Source organism: Brasilonema angustatum, from assembly GCF_059505445.1.
In genome coordinates, this window is sequence record NZ_JCACKO010000153.1 from 85,099 (window position 1) to 105,771 (window position 20,673).

Consider the following 20,673-nt stretch of genomic DNA (forward strand, 5'->3'; position numbering starts at 1 on the left):
ATTAGCAAAAAACTAATAACTAACTACTAACATTTAACAATTAGCAATTAACACTCAATCTATTTGTAGATGTATTGCAGGTTGTCAACCTATTTTTTCGTTGGTGTGGGAGCTATTGGTGCGGGAGGAATTGGCCGCTCTAGACCTGCGTTGAAGAAGTAAACTCGGTCACAGTATTGAGTTGGACTACTACAAACAGCCTCTATGGCAACGTTGCTGGCATTATTAACATCAAGCGTTAATGAAGCTTGCTGTGTAGGACCAACAGCACGTGTTTGTGCTGGGTTGCCATCTAAGTAAACCCGAACGTCAACACTTGGACTTTTTGTATCATTGTCACGCATTCCAAAACCCAAATTCAAAGTTTGAAACCCAGGTTTAGTGCTTTTTTCTGGCTTAATGTTACAAGTTATTGAGGCAGAGCGGTTGCCAGGTCCGAGGTAAAACCTGCTAGTATAAACTGCTCTCCCTATAGAAACATCAAGATCCTGCTTATTAACGCTGCCAAGTCCACTGTTTACGCATTTAGTATTCAGCAGAGAGACAGGACGTGGCACTCGTTGTGCTTGAGCGATTTTTTCTCCAAAGGATAAAAAAGAGGACAATAGTAAGGCACCAGTGAGCACCGAACTGATAAGCTGAGTTGTTTGCATTGGGATTTAAGAATCTAGTTTTCAGGCAGAAGACGAAAACAAAATAAAATCAAAATAAAATAATAATAGCTAATTAAGCGTACAAACACGGGATGAAGTCTGAATCCCTAAAAGAAGGCAACGCCTCCTTCGGTGTTCCCGTGGAAAAAAGCTGTAGTAGTATTTTTTACTTTAAGTATTTATATTGTAAAGATTTTACGTATATTTGAATAACTTTATTAAATTTTTTGCATGGAAAATATCAATCTTAAATCTTTCATGAACAGATATTAAAGAGAATAACAATAACAGACTTTTTAAGTGTTATTACTGGGTTTAAATCGCATATAAGTTTTCTTAAATAAGTATGTACTGGTATTAGCTGCTCATGATCACTTGTATGACTTTTTGTACAAAAGTTAGCAAAATCACGTGTCTCCCTAACGTAAACCCTTTGACAATAAACAGCTAAATTTTACAGATATGTCACACTATCAAGGTAAATTTGATACCAATCACCCGACAGTGACTCATGGTAAGTTTTTGACAATGTTTCAATGCAAACTTTTGCAAAAAAGTCTACAGCAAGATTTACCTGAGTTATACCGCCAGCGTATCCAGATTATGTTGCTGGTAGATGAGGGGAAATCCCAAACGGAAATTTGTCGAACTTTGGGGTGTTCTCCAGCAACAGCAAGGCATTGGACGCATATAGCCCGTACTGGTATGGCGCACCAATGGCAGGATTGTCCAATTGGTCGTCCAATGGCTGTGAATGACGAATATTTGCAGCGTTTGCAGCAACTAGTCAACGATAGTCCTCGTGATTACGGCTATTCTTTTCAACGTTGGACAGCAAACTGGCTGAGAAAACATTTGGCAAAAGAATTTGGAGTTGAGATAAGCGATCGCCATATTCTTCGCCTACTTAAACAGATGGGGTTATCTACTAAACCACAACCGAAAAATGCTGACAAAGACACGGATAAGAGTGACTTTGCTAAGAGTTCAAAAATTTTAATTCGTGACCTCAATTCGGCTAATCCACCGGATAGCACTGAATTATTGCCTCTTAATCTCACAAAATTAGGGACTGATTCAGATATCTATGGCGCACAATCCAACACAAGCGCACTTGCTTGTCTTACAACAGTTGAACAATGCTCTAGGATATCCTCTTTCTCAACAAGAGTTTCAACGTTGTCTTCAGGCGGCTAAAATTCTCAATCCAAAAGTCGGAAAATTCTGGCAAGGAAACCACGTTGAACCTGGCATCTACATTGTTGTTGCTGGGAAGGTAAGGTTGCTAAACGACGCAGAAGAATTGATCGTCTCCTTGGAGGTGGGTGCGTCGTTTGGCGAATTTACTTTATTTCCTGAGTCTGATTGTCAGCCTTACAAAGCTAGGGCTGCGTTGAATTTACAGGTGTGCTTTATCCCAAAAGAGGTGCTGCTACCACTTATGGCTAAACACCCACAAATTCGGGAACACTTGCAGAATGAGGCGCAAACGCGCAACTCCGTACTTTTGGGGAGAAATGATTCTCAAACAACAAATGTAGACAAACCATATCCTAAGATAAATGTTTCCTCAACATCAGCAGTACAACCAAAGCAAGGGAAAAGGATAAGCAAAGCTTATTTCCCCAATCCTACGCAACGAGTTGGGCATTTTTGGCAACGGATGATTCGGCGCTATCCGTTTTTTGCCCAGCAAAGTGCATCTGACTGCGGTGCAGCTTGTTTGGTCATGGTATCTCGTTATTGGGGGAAACGCTTCAGTATCAACCGCGTCCGGGATATTGCTAATGTTGACCGCAGTGGCGCGTCTTTGCGCGGGTTATCGGCGGCTGCGGAAAGTCTTGGATTTGGCACTCGACCAGTAAAAGCGAGTCTTGACCAGTTGGGGAAGCAAAAATTACCTGCCATTGTCCACTGGGAAGGTAAGCATTACATCGTTCTTTATGAAATTGGTCCAAGAAAAGTCATAGTCGCAGATCCCGCTATTGGTCAACGTACTCTCAGCCATGCGGAATTTAAAGCAAAATGGACTGGCTACACACTGCTGCTGCAACCCACAGTCTTATTAAAGGATGCCAAAGAAACGACAACTGCTTTTTGGCAATTCTTTGAGTTGATCAAGCCCCACTCTGTTGTCATGCTAGAAGTGGTTATCGCTTCAGTTTTTATCCAGATATTTGGACTTGTTACTCCGTTATTTACCCAGTTAATTTTAGACCGAGTGGTGGTGCAGCGATCGCAAGTCACGTTAACGGCGGTGGGGTTGGGGTTGCTGATTTTTAGCCTGTTTCGTGTCGCGATTGTGGGTTTGCGGCAATATCTGCTATTTCATACGGCAAACAAGCTGGATGTGGCATTAATTGTGGGGTTTATTCGCCACACTTTGCGACTTCCTCTCTCGTTTTTTGAATCTCGTTATGTTGGGGATATTATCTCTCGTGTACAAGAAAACCGCAAAATTCAACGCTTCCTTTCCGGTGACGCTTTGTCTATCCTACTGGACTTCCTCACAGTTTTTATCTATGTAGGATTGATGTTCTGGTATAGCTGGAAAATGGCATTGCTGGCGTTGGTGATCATACCGCCTTTTTTCTTGCTGGCGTTGATTGCGACACCTTTTTTACAAAAGATTTCCAGAGAAATCTTTCATGCCGTGACCAATGAAAGTAGTTACCTGATTGAAGTGCTGACTGGTGTGCGGACGGTGAAATCCATCGCAGTGGAACAAACAGTGCGTTGGCATTGGGAGGAACTATTACATAAGGAGGTAAAAACTAACTTCTCCGGGCAAGTTATCAGCAATGCTTTGCAACTATTTAGCAATACAATTCAAGCTGTCGCAACTACCGTATTGCTATGGTTTGGAGCATCTTTGGTGATTCAAAACCAATTAACCATTGGGCAATTGGTAGCATTTAATATGTTATTGGGAAATATTATTTCACCCTTCCAACGATTAACAGTGTTATGGAATCAATTGCAGGAAGTGGTAATTGCAACCGAACGCATTAATGATGTGTTGGATGCAGAACCGGAAGAAGATTTGCAGCATGAACTGCGGCAATCACTATCAGAACTTCATGGACAAATTTACTTTGATCATGTAACTTTTCGCTATCACAAAGAAAGTGATACTAATATTTTAGAAAACCTCAACTTTGAAATACAACCAGGGCAAATGGTGGCGCTGGTGGGACGTAGTGGTTCAGGAAAGACGACGATTTCCAAGTTGGTTTTAGGGTTGTATCCTCCAACAGATGGTCGCATCTTGATTGATGGACTAGATATTACGAGTATTTCACTACGTTCCTTACGTTCCTGTGTGGGAGTTGTTGATCAAGACACTTTTTTGTTTGGCAGCACGATTCGAGAAAATATCAGTTTAGGACATTCAGGAGCAACTTTAGAAGAGGTTATAAAAGCAGCAAATTTGGCAGGTGCTGATGAGTTTATTAAAAAATTGCCAATGGGCTATGAAACCCAAATTGGTGAAGGTGGAGGTTTGTTGTCTGGTGGACAGCGCCAGCGGATTGCGATCGCCAGAGCATTATTAGGTAATCCCCGCTTATTAATTTTCGACGAGGCGACTTCCCATCTAGATACAGAATCAGAACGGGTTATTCAGAGGAATTTGAACACAATCCTCAAAGGACGAACCGCTTTAGTCATAGCCCATCGCCTCTCAACTATACGAAATGCAGATTTGATTTTGGTTTTAGATAAGGGTGTGTTGATTGAAAGTGGAACTCACGAAGCATTAATGGCAAAGCGGGGACATTATTTTTATCTCAATCAACAACAGCAGCTAAATATGGCGGCGTGAGGGGACAAGAAGAGTAGGGGAAGTAGGGGAAGTAGGGGAAGCAGGGGGAAAAATTTTTTCATCTTGCTCATCCCCCTCACTTCCATTTCCATCTGCCAAAATCCAACATTTTGTAAGGAGAAATCATGACAAATACGTTAAATGGAAAGGTTCACACTCACAACATCCAGGAGAGTAAAAAGTATCAGGAAATTCTCAATTCTCAAACATCAGTTCAGCCAACTGATAAGGTAACTGATAAACCAAAGGATGATTGGTCTGATGTCACTCAGGATTTACTTGATAGCTTACCTCATGTTTGGACGAGAGGATTACTATATTTACTTTTAAGTTTTTCGGCGATCGTTTTGCCTTGGACGATGTTGTTTAAAGTTGATGAAACAGGCACTGCTAGAGGAAGACTTGAGCCGAAGGGTAAGACAGTTAACTTAGATACTCTTGTTACTGGAACTGTTGCTAAAATTCCGGTGAAAGAAGGTGAATTAGTCAAACCTGGGGAACCTGTGTTGATATTGGATTCTGAACTAGTTAAAACAGAGTTACATCAAGGAAAAGATAAATTAGAAGGTCAGTTAAATCGGCTTTCACAGTTGAATGTTTTGAAAAAGCAGTTAGTAGTCGCTTTGACAACTCAGCAACAACAAAATCAAGCACAAGAGTTAGAAAAACAGGCTCAAGTTGAGCAGGTGCAGCAGAATTTGACTGCTTTGCAAAACTCTTACGAACTACAAAAACAAGAAAAATTGACACAAGTCAACCAGGCAAAACAAACTGTTGAGTCTAGTCAAACAGCTAGTAAATTTGTAGAGAGTAGTTTAAGCAGTGCCCAGCAGGAAATTGAACGCTATAAACAGTTAAGTAAAGAAGGGATTGTTGCAGAAGTTAATGTTGTACAAAAACAAGACATGATAAATGAAAAGCAAAAGTTGCTTGCACAAAGTCAATCAGACATTGAGCAAGCGAAACTACGCTTGGCAGAACAACAAAGTAATTATCAGCAGACTATTCGCAAGGCAAAAGCTGAGATTGAGCAGGCTCACTTACGTCTGAAGGAACAGCAAAGAAGTTATCAGACTTTGACTCATTCTGGTAAGCTAGCTGTCTTAAAAAGTGAAGAACAAGTCAAGAATCTAGAAACAGAAATAACTACTTTGAAGTCAGATATTGCTCAAAGTAAAAGTCAAATTCAAACTTTACAGCTAGAGTTAGGGCAAAGAGTCTTAAAATCACCTGTTGCAGGTAGAGTGTTTCAGTTACCAATACAAAGGGCTGGGGCTGTTGTGCAGTCAGGAACAATGGTTGCAGAAATTGCTCCAGAAGGTGCACCTTTAGTTATTCGGGCACAGATAACAACAGCCGAGAGTGGTTCATTACAGAAAAAAATGCCAGTCAAACTAAAGTTTGATGCTTATCCATTCCAGGATTATGGAGTTGTAGAAGGAGAATTGGTAGAAATTTCTCCTACGACAATAGAGGTGGAAACAGCTAATGGAAAAATAGCAGCATATAACTTAGAAATTGCCCTAAAACAAAATTGTATTCCCAAAGCAAATAAATGTATTCCCTTGCGTCCAGGCGATACAGCGACAGCTGAGGTAATTGTACGAGAACGTCGAATTATTGATTTCTTGCTCGATCCTTTCCAGCAGTTACAGAAAGGCAATTTAAAATTTTAGAGAGTGCTAGATTTAAGTTCGTTTATTTAACTGAAATAAATATTATGTTAAAGACTGTCACTATTACTCGTGAAGATATTCTTCAACAAGTCAAGCTATCTTGTAAAATTCCTGAGATTATCCAAGAAATTATCACCTCTAAAATTATTGCACTAGCTACTGAGGAGATTGGCATTGAGGTAGAAGATCAAGCACTCCAGAAAACGGCAGATACATTGCGATTAATTAATAACCTTATAAGTGCTGAACAGACATGGCTATGGCTACAAAAGCATCACCTTTCTATAGATGATTTTGAAAAAATAGCATATAACAACTTAATTTATGGAGAGTTGGCAAAACATCTCTTTACAGATAACATTGAACCCTATTTCTTTGAAAACCAACTAGACTATCTTGGTGCAGTCATCTACGAAGTTGTCTTAGATGACGAAGATTTGGCAATCGAGCTTTATTACACCATAAAAGAAGGTGAAATGAGTTTTTATGATGTTGCTCACACATATATCCAAGACATAGAGTTACGCCGAAAATGCGGATATCGGGGGATAGTACATCGTAAAGATTTAAAGCCAGAAACATCTACCGCTATCTTTGCTGCTAAGCCGCCTCAGCTTCTCAAGCCAATTGTGACATCTTCAGGGATACATTTAATTCTTGTTGAAGAAATCGTTAAACCAGAATTAGATGAGAAGCTACGTAACCAAATCATTGCAGATTATTTTTCACAGTGGGTTAAACAACAAATATATCAGATGGAAATAATTCCAGATTTTTAATAAACAAAGTAATTTATGATTTTGGCGGCTGACAAATTTTAATTTGATAAAGTTCCTGCATCTTTTTTTATTAAGATGCAGGATATTCTCTGTTATAGGTTTGACTTTATCTTGCCTTCTCTTGTTTTCTATACTCTACTATTTATTCTGGTTTTTCAAGGTTGGAATGATTACTAAAAAGACAAAAAGGATACAGTTAGATTTTCTATATAGGAATCCGCTTAGATTTCTGTTAGCTTACGTGGCTTCCCTTGCGCGTATCCAGAGGACTCAGCCATACTAACTTGTGGGGGCGCTTAACACTTAACACTTAACAGAAAAAATACTGTTGGGGGTATACCTAGTTTCATAAAAATTAAATAGGAGTTTTATAGATTTTTGAACAAAATACTTATCTGACAACGACATAATTAAAACATTTATGTCTGTTTTTTGGAAGCATCCCGATCTTTCAAAAACAGAATGACAGATATAGGGCTGCGAATTTGTGCAATGTGGTTTAGATAAGTAGGTACAAAATATCAGTTCGGCAATAACTGCATCAGTTATGTCAGTTCTATCTATACTTTGCAGTTGATTTACATCTTAATTTTATATACATGTATAACTTGTTATGACTCAAACTCTTCTAATTTGGCGTTTTTTGACTAGTTAGTCCATAGCTAATTAAATTATTGCTAATTTGAATCCGATAAAAGATGTAACTATTCTGTCCAAAAGCCTAGTTAAAAATACTTGAATCATATGAGTTTATTACTTAAGCTGGTAATCAGCAATAAAACATTTCTGTTTTGTTGAAAAAGACAAACAATTCTTACTTAGAGGTAAACTAAAATGGCTCACATTACTTTTGGAAATCTAGAATCTGCTAATGCTGATTTGTTTTTTGAGAATCCTGAAAGTTTCATCACCGAATTAGGTGCTGACGAAACTGGTAAAATTCAAGGTGGATTACTAGATAATCTACTAAATGGTAATACTATAGGACTTTCCATACCAGTTAACGTATTGGGTAACCAGGGCGGTGATAATGATGGCATTGACAACAAAGGACAATACCCTGTCAGATGTTGAAAACCAAAGGAATTACTCAACACGTAACACTTGACAACATACATACAAGCTGAATCTAAGCTAATTGCAAATTTCATTACTGAACTTAGTTGCTTGTAGTCTGTCCAATTCTCTAACAAATTGTGTCAAAAAAACTGTATTCAGTTAAGTACGAATACTTGCTCGGCTCTAAAACATCAATTCAATTATTCAGACTAGTAATCGGAAGATGGAGATTTTAGTACTCCCTTTTCTAATATCTACTGGCTGAAGTCTATAAACTTGGCATTATTAAATTGATGTTTCAGACGACACAAACAATGCTTGTGACGACTATGTAAGCGAACTTTTTGCTAGAGTTGGGAGTCAGATCATCGATATCTTTACTCCCACTTCTTACTTCCGAATGAATTGTCACCATAACTGCCATTAGCCAAACTACCAGATAATAGCCAAAGTCATTTTTAGATTGACTTTGGCTATTATCTGTGATTTTTTCGGTAATTACTATCAAAGAATTTTTGGCATCAAGTTGTAATTTTTATCTTTTCATATATGGCTAACTATGAACATATTGAATAAGTTCCAAGATGGAATAGCCTTGAAGCCTAGTATATATTTATCATTTCCGTCAGAACAGAAAACATTACTAACCAATGGTCAAACATCTTTGGTACTATCTAATATTCCTCAAGAGGTAGTGCAAGCATTAAAGCAAATGGTTGTAGGTACACAACTTAATACATTAGCATCTTTACTACCAGGGGATAAACTTGAAAAAGTTATTTCACTTTTGGATTCTAAGGGTGTAGTAAGACCTTTCTATAAAAACGAATTTAAGGAAACACCTTTTGAAAAGCAAGTAGAGTTCTTTTCAGATTTCGTTGACGATCCCAATGCTGCACAACAAAAGCTTTCAAAACAGTCTGTCTGTATCATCGGTTGTGGTGGAACTGGAAATATCGCCGCTCAACATCTGGTAGCTGCTGGTATTAAAAACTTTATATTGCTCGATGATGATACTGTTAATATAACAAACTTTAACCGTCAGTTTTGTTTTAGTCAGACTGACCTTAGTACACCGAAGGTTGAAGCACTACGCAACTATATTTTAGCGAGAAACTCTGATACAAAAATCCATACTCGTCAAATCAGGATTAATTCTATCGAAGATTTGTACACAGGTTTAAAAAACTTAGAAAAGCCGGATTTTCTTCTGTGTTGTGCTGACACACCACCAATTACTATTAAGTCATGGATAGCACAGTATTGCATACAGGAAAATGTACCATGTATGTTCTCAGGTGTGGGAGTTTATCATGGTATAGTCGGTCCATTATTGACTCACAAGAGCCATATGGAAAAGTTTCTTAAGCACAATCAAGAACTGGAAAAGGGACTGGATGATAATTCTTCAACAGTTGTATCATCGTCAATTTCATATCTCAATACTTTGATTGGAACTCTGATGATTTCAGATGTGATCAAGTTTCTTTCAAGTATTAGTCAGCCGCTCTCTCTGAATGCGACTTTACAATATAATTCTAATAAAGGTAACCTGGTCAAGATTGCTGAATGGTAGAAACAAGCATAGGAATCCGGTTTTATTTCTGAACTAACTCGTAGGGGAAGGCAACAGGGAACAGGGAAGAAGAAATAAAAGTGTACCTAGCTTCGTCAAAAATCAAATAGAAATCTTATAGCACAAGTAAGTGCTACTTACTTCCTGATATCTTATAGTGGCTCGTGGCTCAAGTTGATTACAATCAACTTGAGCCGTTAACTAAGAGTTTCAAGTCATAACACTCTCTCTACTTATCCGCGATCGCTTTCCCAATCACCAATGACTTTCTGCAAGTACCACTCTTCAGACATTCCAGGATAGTCATACTCCGCTTGATCAATCAATCTTTGGGCTATTTCCCAATATCCCCCAACCAATCTTAAAAGGCGTTGTCGTAGCAAGTTAGATTTTGCTTCTTTGGAGTTAGAAGTGGGAGAGTTAATTTTTTTGAGACTATCTAAAACTTGTTGGTAATTTTCCCAGTCTTCTTTTTCACAAAACATACTTGCTGCACGCTGATAATCTTCAACAGCACGTTCCATTTCTTCTAAGCAAGTGTAGGCAATGCCACGATTGTAGTAAGCTGTTGCATCATCGGGATTTATTTGCAATGCTTGGCTATAGTCGTTAATTGCACCAAGATAATTGCCCATGACTCGATAGGCATTGCCTCTAGCAACATACAGCATTGCATCTTGGGGTTGCATTTGGAGTGCTTGATTGAAATCAGTGATCGCCCCTTGATGATCTCCTAAACAAGAACGCGCTTTTCCTCGATTGCGGTAGACGATTGCATCCTCAAAATTCAGTCGCAGCGCTTGGTTGAAATCAGAGATAGCTTCCCGATAGTTACCCAACTTGCAACGCACCACCCCTCGACAGCAATAAGCTTGTGCATCCTGTGAATCAACCCGTAAAGCCCAGCTTAAATCCTCCATTGCTTGACGGGTATCGCCTTTTTCTGCTTTTTCTAGTAACTGGGTGAAATATTCTTTTTCAGATTTGAGTGGCGCAATTATCGGACTTGGTTGTACAAAAGCAGGTTTTTGCTTTGGTTGGAGTTGTTTAATTTTTTCTAGACACTGGCGACAATTCTCTGTGTCGTTTTGTTGCAAATATAATTCTGCCGCTTTTTTAAAGCTGGCGATCGCATCTTGAATATACCCTTGTTTACGGTGCACGATTCCCCGTAAATTATAAGCAGCCGCATAATTTACATTTAGACGAATAGCTTGCTCTACATCCGCAAGCGCCCCTGGCAGATTTTTCAACGCCACTCGTGCTAAGGCGCGACAGTAATGAGCTTCTACACTTTGAGGGTTAAGTTTCAGCGCTTCTGTGAAGTCAGAAACAGCATTCAACATTTCTCCTAAATCATAGTATGCTAAACCCCGTTGATAGTAAGCTTCGGCAAAGTAAGGTGATAGCTGCAAAGCACGGGTAAATTCCTCAATGGCTTCAGCATAGTCTTTTTGCTTGGCTCTTTCCAATCCTTTATTGTAAAATTCGTCATTCATGGCGTTTATTTGAACAATGAAGTCAGGATACAGGTTGAAAAGTGAATAACTAGGGGTGTAAGGGGAGCCAGTGCCGTGGGCGGGTTCCCCTACACCCTTACACCCCTATACCCCTATACCCCTAGCTTTGGTGAAATACTTTAATCTTTACACTTCATACTTAAATCTTCCGTTGACTCATTTCAAATTGTTAATACAAATCACCAAATGACTAACGACTACCTTTACCGCTACCCACCTTTGTATCCTGGTGTCTTGCTCAGACGCTACAAGCGATTTTTTGCCGATGTTGAACTTGCTTCTGGAGAAATTGTAACAGCACACTGCCCCAATACAGGACCAATGACAGGAGTTTCTACTCCTGGTAGTGTGGTGCAGCTATCTTACAGTGATAATCCTAACCGCAAGCTTGCTTATACCTGGGAAATGATCCAGGTACACGACAATGAACCAACATGGGTAGGTATAAATACAAATCTCCCCAACAAAATCATCAAATTAGCTTTAGAAACATACCTTTTTCCAGAATTGGGAAACTATAGCCAAATTCGCCCTGAAGTTTCCTATGGAGAAAATAAATCAAGTCGCGTAGATTTCTTGTTATTTCCACATACAAACATCAACCTTCCATCTAGCGATTTGTTTTTAGAAAGTGATAATTTACTTTTAACAAAAAATACTTGTCCTATATATCTTGAAGTCAAAAATACAACTTGGGCGCAGGGGAAATTAGCACTTTTTCCAGACACAGAAACAACACGAGGACAAAAGCATTTACGAGAACTAACAGCACTCTTACCTCAAAATCGTGCTGTCATGCTTTACTTTATAAATCGAAGCGATTGCACTGAATTTGCCCCTGGCGATAGTACTGATCCTGTATATGGTAAATTATTCAGGCTTGGTATCGACCTTGGTTTAGAAATTTTGCCTTGCCGTTTTGAAGTTAACCCAGAAGGTGTGCGTTATTTAGGTTTAGCAGAATCTAAGTTTTGAGTGGCTGTCTGTATTTTTACTGAAGAACCTGCTGTAAAGCGTGCAATAATTCCTTAACTGTGTAAGGCTTTGGTAGAAATGATTTGACATTATTGCCCACTGTTGCCAGTTTAGTGGTGAACATGAGTCCACTAGTAGCAAGAATTTTAACTTGTGGATTGATTTTTTGCAAAGTACGTATGACGGTTAAACCATCTAGCGCAGGTAGCATCATATCAATCAACACAGCACTTATTTCGTTCTTATGTTGAGCATATGCGGCGATCGCCTCAATACCATCGCTCGCAGTCAGAATTTGATAGTTGTATGCTTCTAATGAAGCTTTGGTAATTTCTTGAATTGAGGGTTCATCATCTACAATCAGAATAACTTCTCCATGTCCTGCAAGCACTTCTACCTCTTCAAGCGGTAGTGTTTCCGTTCCCTGCACTGCTGGTAAGTAAACCTTAAAGTGTGTACCAGATCCCACTTCACTGCACACGTTGACAAAACCACCGTGACTTTTGACAATACCTATAACAGTGGAAAGACCTAGTCCTGTTCCTTTACCTTGTTCTTTGGTTGTGAAAAATGGCTCGAAAATTCTATCGATGATTTCACAAGCAATACCAACTCCAGTATCCGAAACAGTTATGACTGTGTAACATCCAGTTTTTGCCTCCAAAAGCATTTGAGCATAGTTTTCATCAATAAACAAATTTTCGGCACAGATAGTTAAAGTACCCCCATTAGGCATAGCATCGCGGGCGTTGACGCAAAGGTTCATTAGCACCTGATGAAGTTGTGTTCCATCTCCAGAAACCATCCACAAATCTTTTGCTATTTCTATGTAGACTTCGATGGATTTTGGAAATGTTTCTCTAAGAATTTTTGCCACTTCCCTGATCAGGTGTTTGGGTTGTAAAGTCATGCGCTTTCCTTCCACACCTCGCGCGAATGACAAAACCTGCTTGACGAGTTCAGCTCCTCGTTTAGCACTATTTTCTAGGATTTCCAGCAAGTGCTTATCTTGCTCGTAGACATGAGGGAATTTTAGCGGTAATAATTGAGCCACTGCTAAAATTGGCGTGAGAATATTGTTCAAGTCATGGGCAATACCACTAGCCAAGGTACCAATACTTTCTAAGCGTTGCGCCCGGAACAATTGCGCTTCCAAAAGTTTTTTCTCGGTAATATCTGTGTCAACAGTCAGAATAGACTTGGGGTTTCCGTTTTCATTACATACTAACGTCCGGCGGCTGGCTACAAGAACTTCCTTGCCATTTTTAGTCACTTTAGTAATCTCGCCTTGCCACTTTCCTTTACTCATAACAATCGAAAGAGCAGCGTCTATTTCTGATGACTGTTCTTTGTACAAAAGCTGATTAGCATTTTTACCAATTACCTCTTGAGCCTGCCATCCGTAAAGATTTTCTGCACCTTGACTCCAGAATATAATACAGTTATTTAAATCTCGGACAAAAATTGCATCAGTCGTGACATTAAGCAAAGCCGCTTGTTGGCGAATTTGCTCTTCAGCAAGTTTACGTTCACTAATGTCAATGCTTGCGCCGGTAATACCTATGATTTCTTGTGATTCATTGTGTAATGGCTCTACAGTTAAATCGTAATATTTCACCCCTTGGGCAGTTGTGATATAAACTTCCTCTCTGGTTCCTACACCTGTGATTAGTACATTACGTTTAATAGTCGTTAAACGTTCAGCATCTTCTGCACAAATCAACTCGGAATCTTGTTTGCCTATCATTTCCTCAGGTGTAGAGGCAAGATTGGCATTGTAAACCCACGTGTAGCGTAACTCTCTATCCTGGTTAAAAACAATAATTGGCGAATTTTTTAGGGCGACTCGAAATCGCTCCTCACTCTGTCGCAATGCTTCCTCTGTTCGCTGACGCTCAATAGCATAGCGCATTGAGCGCACCAGTAAGTCACCATTAACTTGTCCCTTGACCAAATAATCTTGCGCTCCCTGCTGCATAGCTTTAATTGCCAAGGTTTCATCATTAAAACCTGTCAATACAATAATGGGAATGACTGGTGCCTGATGATGGATTTTAATAAATGTTTCTAATCCTTGACTATCCGGAAGTAAAAGGTCTAGCAAAATAACATCAAAGCTTTCTTGCTCCAAAAAGCGCAGCGCTTCGTCCAATTGTTCTGCCTGCTTCAGGTAGAATTTCACAGAAGTGACATCTTGTAAAAACTCTTCTAAAAGAACGACATCACCAGGATTGTCTTCTACTAATAAAATTTTCATTATTTTTTAGTTATTTGTTATTTGTTATTAGTCGTTAGTCATCTCCCGTGTACCCTTGTCTAGGGACACTTTGCAAAGGCGAAAATTCTGAATTTTGAATTTTGAACGTTAGCGCAGCGTGCCGCAGGCAGGGAATTTTGAATTGATTCGTCTCGTCACTCCGGTGGTAGCTTGACAACAGTGAACCAAAAATTTTCTATTGAATGTACTATTTTGACAAAGTGATCAAAATCAACAGGTTTAGTAATATAGCAGTTAGCACAGAGGTTGTAAGCCTTTAAGACATCTTCCTCAGCTCTAGATGTTGTCAAAACAACTACGGGAATACGTTTAAGGGTATGATCTGCTTTAATTTCTGCTAGCACCTCCCTTCCATCTTTTCTAGGCAGGTTTAAATCAAGCAGGATTATGCCAGGAGTGGGTACCTGAGTATAGTTTTCCTGTTTGCGTAAGAATGCTATGGCTTCTACGCCATCCACCACGACATTCAAGTTCACGGAAATTTTGCTGTCTTCGAGAGCTATCTGGGTTAATCGCACATCGCCAGGGTTGTCTTCCACTAGCAAAATTTCAATGGGCATGATTCATTCAAAGCTCACAATTTGTTTCCTGCTCTATCAGGAATTGTAAACAAGAAAGTTGTACCATGTTGCGGTTGTGACTTCACCCAGATATTTCCACCGTGGCGTTCTACAATTTTTTTACATATTGCAAGTCCAATGCCAGTACCAGGATACTTATTTCTAGTGTGTAAACGCTGAAAAATCACAAAAATGCGCTCTAAATATTGAGCTTCCATGCCAATTCCATTATCACGCACTGCAAACTGCCACTTTTGTTCTATGCGTTCAACCCCAATATGAATTTGAGGTGGCTGTTGGCTGCGGAACTTAATTGCATTGCCAATGAGGTTTTGAAACAACTGCGACAGTTGTGTAGCATCCACCATGACTTCGGGTAAAGTATCGTAGGTGACGACTGCGTTACTTTCTTCAACAGCAACTTTAAGATTTGCGAGAACGCAATTCACAACAAAACGACAATCAACTGGCTCAAAGGGCTGACTACGTGTGCTCACACGGGAATAACTCAACAAGTCATTGATCAGTGTCTGCATCCGAAGTGCTCCGTCTACAGCGTAACCAATGAACTCATTCGCCCTAGCATCGAGATTATCTTTGTATCGTCGCTCTAAAAGCTGCAAGTAACTCCCCACCATTCGCAACGGCTCTTGCAAATCATGAGAAGCAACGTAGGCAAATTGTTCTAATTCGGCATTGGAACGAGCCAGTTCTTGGCGTTGGTGGGTTTCTTGTTCCAAATGTTGTGCTTGAGATAGGGCAATGCCTATTTGGTCTGCGAGCTGTTGCAACAATTCAATTTCTACATTATTCCATTGTCGAGGACACTCACACTGATGAGCAATGAGTAAACCCCAGAGGTTTTCTCTTTGAAGAATTGGGACAACGAGGTTCGCTTTGACAGCAAATTGGGAGAGAAATTCTTTATGGCAAGGTTGGAGGTTTGCTGTTTCAATGTTGGCGATCGCACTGATTCTGCCCTGACGATATGGTTCTTGATAGTCTTGCGCAAAGCACGGATCAAGAAGATTTTGTCCTAGTACAACAGGAAAACCAGGTAAGACAGCCTCTTGCATCACCGTTCCTGAACCATCTCCCCATAAGCGAAAGATAATGACTCTGTCTGCTTGTAGCAGTTTTTGAACTTCAATAACCGTGGTTTGTAGAATTGCCTCAATTTGTAAAGATTGACGAATTTTGAGGGTGATTTCGGCAAATAGTTGAGAACGCTTGGTTTGACGTTTGAATTCCTCTTCAGCTTGTTTACGAGCAGTTATGTCAAGTGTGACACCAATCATGCGAGTGGGATTACCATCAGCATCATAAATTCCAGTACCTCGTGCCAATACCCAGTGGATGCTATTATCAGACCAGATATTGCGGTACTCTGCCTCATAATCTTGGCGTTCCTCTAAAGCTTGTCTGACAGCTTCCTGCCTATAGGCGCGGTCTTCAGGATGAACGCGTTGCTGTAGCGTATCATAACAAAGCTCAATTTCAAGCGGCAAACCAAAATTTGCCTTGCATTGGTTGGAGCAAGATAAGTCGCCCGTTTTCAAATCTTGCTCCCAAGAACCGAGTTTAGCAATCTGCAATGCTAGCTTCAGATGTTGTTCGCGATCGCGTAAGGAAGCCTCAGTTCGCTTACCTTCAGTGATGTCCCGTGTCACTGCTAACAAGGCAATGATGTCTTTCTCAGAATTACGCAGCGGAACGGCGTGGGTTTCCAACCACCGATGAGTACCTTTGAGACCAATAATTTCAAACTCCAGTATTCCTGATTCGCCTTGAAAAACCAGATCTGTCAATGTTCTGAAGGCTTGACGATACTCAGGGGCAATGAGGGGATAAATGCAGCTTCCCTGCACTTGATTGAGGGAATCAGCTTCAATCATCGCCAATCCAGCCGGATTCATTTCCAGTAGTGTCCCATCTTTGGCTAACAATTTGACACACTCTGGTTCTGACTCAATGATTGTACGGAGAAGATTTTCGCTGTGTGCCAGTTTTTCCTTCGTGCGTTTAAGTTCCTCAGCAAAATGGGATACCTCAGCCAAATGACGCCTTAACTCCAATTCGCTAATCACCTGGCGACCAAGTACCACAAGTGCTTCTACTTGTTTTTGGCTTAGTTTCCGTGGTACTTGGTCAATCACGCAAAGAGTCCCCACCATATCTCCCTTTGGAGTCATTAAGGGGACACCTGCATAAAACCGTACGTAAGGATAGGATATGACTACTGAATTCTTTACTAACTTTTCATCAGCCCAAGTATCAGAAACGACCACCACATCTCGTCGCTCTTGGCAAAGGTAAGATAATCCGACGCTACGAGGCATTTCTGGCACATCCAAACCTATTTTTGCTTTAAACCACTGGCGGTTTTCATCAATAAAATTGACAAGGACTATAGGAGCATCACAAATGAAGGCAGCTAACTGAGCAATATTGTCGTAAGCTTCTTCTGGTTCAGTGTCAAGAATTTGATATTGGCGCAGGGCTTCAAGTCTTGCTGTTTCGTTATCAATCATTACAAGCATAAATTTTTATTAAATTTTTTTGAAATTTAATGCTTTGAGCCTTTTATAGCAGGGAGCAGAGAACAGGGAACAAACTTGAAAGTCTCTTGGTGACCGTGTTTTCTCATTAGTTCGTGTCCTAATCTACCTGGTGACTGCTATATCACTTAAAAAAAGTAGCTTATTTCGATGAATGTGTGTTCAACATTATTGTATTTTATGCTACTTTTGATAGATGTGATATAGAAAGCGCATAGATACAATGACAAAACTGCATGAATCCCTGGTAAAGAGATACTAGGTTAAACTGTAGCCAGAGCGATCGCTCGCAGTTTCTCAATCAATCCAAGCAAATCATCTGCATTCAAACGATAACTCAAAGGATGAGCAATCAATCTTGCGGTACTTTCATACAAAGTTTCAATTTCAACCAAACCATTTTCGCGTAAGGTTCGTCCTGTCGAAACCAAATCCACAATTGCTTCTGACATCCCTGTAATCGGACCTAGTTCCACAGAACCATACAGCGGTACAATTTCCACAGGTAAATCCAAACCGTGGAAATACTCTCGCGCACTATTGACATACTTTGAAGCAACTCGACCATGAGGTGGTAATTCCAACACGGAACGGTAAGCACTTAATTGTTTCACCGCCACCGACATTCGACAATGACCAAACTGCAAGTCAACTAAGTGGGCTACTTGTGGCTTTTTCTCGCGCAACACGTCATATCCAACTATACCAAGTTGCGCCTGACCATATTCTACATATACTGGCACATCCTGCGCTCGCACCAGCAACCCTTTGGCTTTGCCACTAGAATCAGGAATCTGAAGTTGGCGGTTACTTGAATCCAAAAAAGCACTAAAATCCAATCCCACATCTTGCAGAATCCGGATGCTATTTTTAAGAAGTTCCCCTTTCGGCAATGCAATAGTCAGCATAAGTAGCACTCAGCGTTCAGCAATCAGCAAAATAATAATATCTGATAGCTAAGTACAATAGCTTGCCATGCGAATTTTGCTTGTTGATGATGAAGTTGAATTAACTGATCCTTTGAGTCGTATGTTAACTCGTGAGGGGTATAGCGTTGATGCGGCTTATGATGGGGCAAGTGGTAGCCAACTTGCACAAAGCGGTAGTTATAACTTACTGATTCTAGATTGGATGCTACCAGGAAAAACAGGGTTGGAGATTTGTCAAGAATTACGACGCCAAGGCGAAACTACGCCCGTGTTGTTTCTCACGGCTAAAGATACTCTCGATGATCGAGTTGAAGGTTTGGATGCAGGTGCTGACGACTATTTGGTTAAACCTTTTGAGTTGCGGGAGTTGCTAGCACGAGTTCGGGCTTTATTGCGTCGTTCCGGTTCACAAAGCCACGGTACAACAACCCAAAAGCTTGTAGTAGCTGACTTAGAACTCGATACCGAAAACCAAGTCGCCTATCGTCAAGGCAGAATCATCGACTTATCCGAAAAAGAAAGTCAGCTGCTGCAATATTTTATGGAAAATACGGGACAACTGCTCACTCACGCCCAGATTCTCCAATATCTCTGGAAAGATGAGCAACTACCTAGTAGCAATGTTATTGCTGCATTAATTCGCTTACTACGGCGCAAGATTGAACAACCTGGAGAAACACAATTAATTCATACAGTCTATGCTAAAGGATATCGCTTTGGTACTTCTGCACCGGGAACTGGAGAATAAAAGTAGAGTGCGTTATGCTTTTTGAATTTTTTCATCACCCTGCGTTTACATCTGTTTCATCTGCGGAGTAAAAAGACATCATTGCAGATTTTTAACTTTTGTCAGTCAATCAGAATTTTTCTTTGTCAGGACTTAGGCAACTGGCACATTTTTCTTCAAACTGTCACACGGATAGAATTTGGCTATAACCTTTATAAATCGATGCTTACGAGCATTTACTCAATTTGAAATATATATGCCAGTTGACCTTATACTGTCACGCTTGCGTAAGTCCTAGTAATTTAGCCGAATACTGAACATCATCTCTATATACGCTCACACCCTATTAGTGTTGTGGCTTTTCCACATGCCGTGAAAAGTCACATGAAATAGTAGAGTGCGTTAACTAGGGTTGCAAAATGCGAGTGTCTTAATTCAAGGTCTTAATAATTAACTTTTTCCAACACTCCAGAAATATTCGTACCAGAATCTGTTTCTAGAATCAAAACTTTTTTCCCATTATTAACAATTACACCAAAGTATTTAAATTTTTGATTTTGAAAGGATAGAGTAACAGTGCAGTCACTATTTACCTGGTAAGTACTAGTATCAGATAAATCTTGTGCAACCTCTCCACCAGTACTGGTAGCACCCTTAATCCCTTGTATGTTGCCATTTCCATCAAATCTGTCTAGAAAGAGTAAATTAAAAGGAGTGGCTCCAGGATTTTGAAAACCAGAAACTTGAGATGCGTAGTCACCCTGTAACGTTTTGTTTGTGCAAGACAATTTTCGCGGTGCGTCTTCTGCTTTGACAAATGTTCCTGTACTGACAAAACCTAAAGCAAAGATAGTTGAAAAAACAGTTGTGAGTACTCTATTTTTCAAGAACATATTTTTTGTCTCCTACTGTAAATTTTGGATAGTTTTCCTAAAGGCTTAATTTTGTAATTATTTGTTGATAACAAATAATTACAAAATTGTTTTAAATTCTAAAATACTTAATTTTGATTATTTTTTAGTAAAATAATATCAAATTATTAATTTTGTCAGAGTTTAAGTCTTCGTATTTAATTACAATGAGCGTCAGAAAACTTTCTTCTAAATGATATACATATAGTAAAAATCTATTTTGTAAATTTTTGATGAAGAATGGAACAAAAGAATGAGAATGGGGTGTTGCCAAATGACAGTCCATCCCGTTTCACTCTGATCAATTAGTTGTTGGACAAGCTCACACAGATATGCCATGCCATTGCTTGTGACAGTTGCAGCGATACGCGTAGCGTCAAGCCTCCGGCTTATCGCCCTGTACCAGTTGCGTCAGTCTTGCCAATACACATGTACTAAAATTTAACGCTTGCCTGTGCCAGTTGCGTAAGTCCTGTTTGTGATCGCTTCTTAGTCATATTTTTGCTAACGCTAGTCTTACTCTAGTCATATTTTCTTGCTATTAATTAAATGCCACTCTCATAGATATACCCGTAATACCAATTCAAAATTCAAAATTCAAAATTCAAAATTAAGAAAGCCAGACATCACAAGGGTTTGGGAGTGTGTA

16 protein-coding genes are annotated in these 20,673 nt (G+C 39.8%); 8 read left to right on the forward strand and 8 right to left on the reverse strand.

The window, feature by feature from the left end:
* Positions 1-89: 89 nt before the first annotated feature.
* Positions 90-653: a hypothetical protein gene (locus AC5JM2_RS33545; RefSeq protein ID WP_495840153.1), complete on the reverse strand. Its 564-nt coding sequence runs from the start codon at positions 651-653 to the stop codon at positions 90-92.
* Positions 654-1,115: 462 nt separating this feature from the next.
* On the opposite strand from AC5JM2_RS33545, the gene AC5JM2_RS33550 reads away from it, so the two are divergent.
* The 5 genes from AC5JM2_RS33550 (at position 1,116) to AC5JM2_RS33570 (ending at position 8,005) form a co-directional block, all read left to right on the forward strand.
* Positions 1,116-1,850 (forward strand): helix-turn-helix domain-containing protein, encoded by a 735-nt coding sequence (locus tag AC5JM2_RS33550; RefSeq protein ID WP_495840155.1) that lies wholly within the window; start codon positions 1,116-1,118, stop codon positions 1,848-1,850.
* Positions 1,741-4,476, forward strand: a complete 2,736-nt coding sequence (locus AC5JM2_RS33555) for an ABC transporter transmembrane domain-containing protein (RefSeq protein WP_495840157.1) — start codon at positions 1,741-1,743, stop codon at positions 4,474-4,476. Before AC5JM2_RS33550 ends, AC5JM2_RS33555 begins: the two co-directional genes overlap by 110 nt.
* Before the next feature lie 125 nt (positions 4,477-4,601).
* Positions 4,602-6,152, forward strand: a complete 1,551-nt coding sequence (locus tag AC5JM2_RS33560) for a beta-barrel domain-containing protein (protein ID WP_495840159.1) — start codon at positions 4,602-4,604, stop codon at positions 6,150-6,152.
* Positions 6,153-6,196: 44 nt separating this feature from the next.
* Positions 6,197-6,931, forward strand: coding sequence for a peptidylprolyl isomerase (locus tag AC5JM2_RS33565; RefSeq protein ID WP_495840161.1), 735 nt, complete (start codon positions 6,197-6,199; stop codon positions 6,929-6,931).
* An 834-nt stretch (positions 6,932-7,765) separates the two neighbouring features.
* Positions 7,766-8,005, forward strand: a complete 240-nt coding sequence (locus AC5JM2_RS33570) for a hypothetical protein (protein ID WP_495840163.1) — start codon at positions 7,766-7,768, stop codon at positions 8,003-8,005.
* A 283-nt stretch (positions 8,006-8,288) separates the two neighbouring features.
* Here the strand turns inward: AC5JM2_RS33570 and AC5JM2_RS33575 are convergent, their stop codons facing one another.
* Positions 8,289-8,498, reverse strand: a complete 210-nt coding sequence (locus AC5JM2_RS33575) for a hypothetical protein (protein ID WP_495840165.1) — start codon at positions 8,496-8,498, stop codon at positions 8,289-8,291.
* Between the two features lie 51 nt (positions 8,499-8,549).
* Here AC5JM2_RS33575 and AC5JM2_RS33580 point away from each other — a divergent pair, with 51 nt between their 5' ends.
* Complete coding sequence (locus AC5JM2_RS33580; RefSeq protein ID WP_495840166.1) at positions 8,550-9,566, forward strand: ThiF family adenylyltransferase; 1,017 nt, start codon at positions 8,550-8,552, stop codon at positions 9,564-9,566.
* Positions 9,567-9,799: 233 nt separating this feature from the next.
* On the opposite strand, the gene AC5JM2_RS33585 is transcribed toward AC5JM2_RS33580, so the two are convergent.
* Positions 9,800-11,065, reverse strand: coding sequence for a tetratricopeptide repeat protein (locus AC5JM2_RS33585; RefSeq protein WP_495840168.1), 1,266 nt, complete (start codon positions 11,063-11,065; stop codon positions 9,800-9,802).
* A 207-nt stretch (positions 11,066-11,272) separates the two neighbouring features.
* Between AC5JM2_RS33585 and sfsA the strand changes: the two genes are divergently transcribed.
* A complete protein-coding gene (sfsA, locus tag AC5JM2_RS33590; protein ID WP_495840170.1) occupies positions 11,273-12,061 on the forward strand; it encodes a DNA/RNA nuclease SfsA in 789 nt (262 codons plus the stop codon).
* Between the two features lie 16 nt (positions 12,062-12,077).
* Here sfsA and AC5JM2_RS33595 read toward each other — a convergent pair whose 3' ends face one another.
* From AC5JM2_RS33595 to hisG, 4 genes are all read right to left on the reverse strand, one after another.
* A complete protein-coding gene (locus AC5JM2_RS33595) occupies positions 12,078-14,318 on the reverse strand; it encodes a PAS domain-containing hybrid sensor histidine kinase/response regulator (RefSeq protein ID WP_495840172.1) in 2,241 nt (746 codons plus the stop codon).
* Positions 14,319-14,473: 155 nt separating this feature from the next.
* Positions 14,474-14,899, reverse strand: a complete 426-nt coding sequence (locus tag AC5JM2_RS33600; RefSeq protein WP_495840174.1) for a response regulator — start codon at positions 14,897-14,899, stop codon at positions 14,474-14,476.
* 14 nt (positions 14,900-14,913) lie between these two features.
* Positions 14,914-17,439 (reverse strand): GAF domain-containing protein, encoded by a 2,526-nt coding sequence (locus AC5JM2_RS33605; RefSeq protein ID WP_495840176.1) that lies wholly within the window; start codon positions 17,437-17,439, stop codon positions 14,914-14,916.
* A gap of 281 nt (positions 17,440-17,720) precedes the next feature.
* Positions 17,721-18,365, reverse strand: a complete 645-nt coding sequence (hisG, locus tag AC5JM2_RS33610; RefSeq protein WP_495840178.1) for an ATP phosphoribosyltransferase — start codon at positions 18,363-18,365, stop codon at positions 17,721-17,723.
* A gap of 67 nt (positions 18,366-18,432) precedes the next feature.
* Here hisG and rppA point away from each other — a divergent pair, with 67 nt between their 5' ends.
* Entirely contained in the window at positions 18,433-19,134 is a 702-nt protein-coding gene (gene rppA / locus AC5JM2_RS33615; protein WP_495840180.1) for a two-component system response regulator RppA, read from the forward strand.
* 422 nt (positions 19,135-19,556) lie between these two features.
* Here rppA and AC5JM2_RS33620 read toward each other — a convergent pair whose 3' ends face one another.
* Complete coding sequence (locus AC5JM2_RS33620) at positions 19,557-20,006, reverse strand: hypothetical protein (protein ID WP_495840182.1); 450 nt, start codon at positions 20,004-20,006, stop codon at positions 19,557-19,559.
* Positions 20,007-20,673 lie beyond the last annotated feature (667 nt).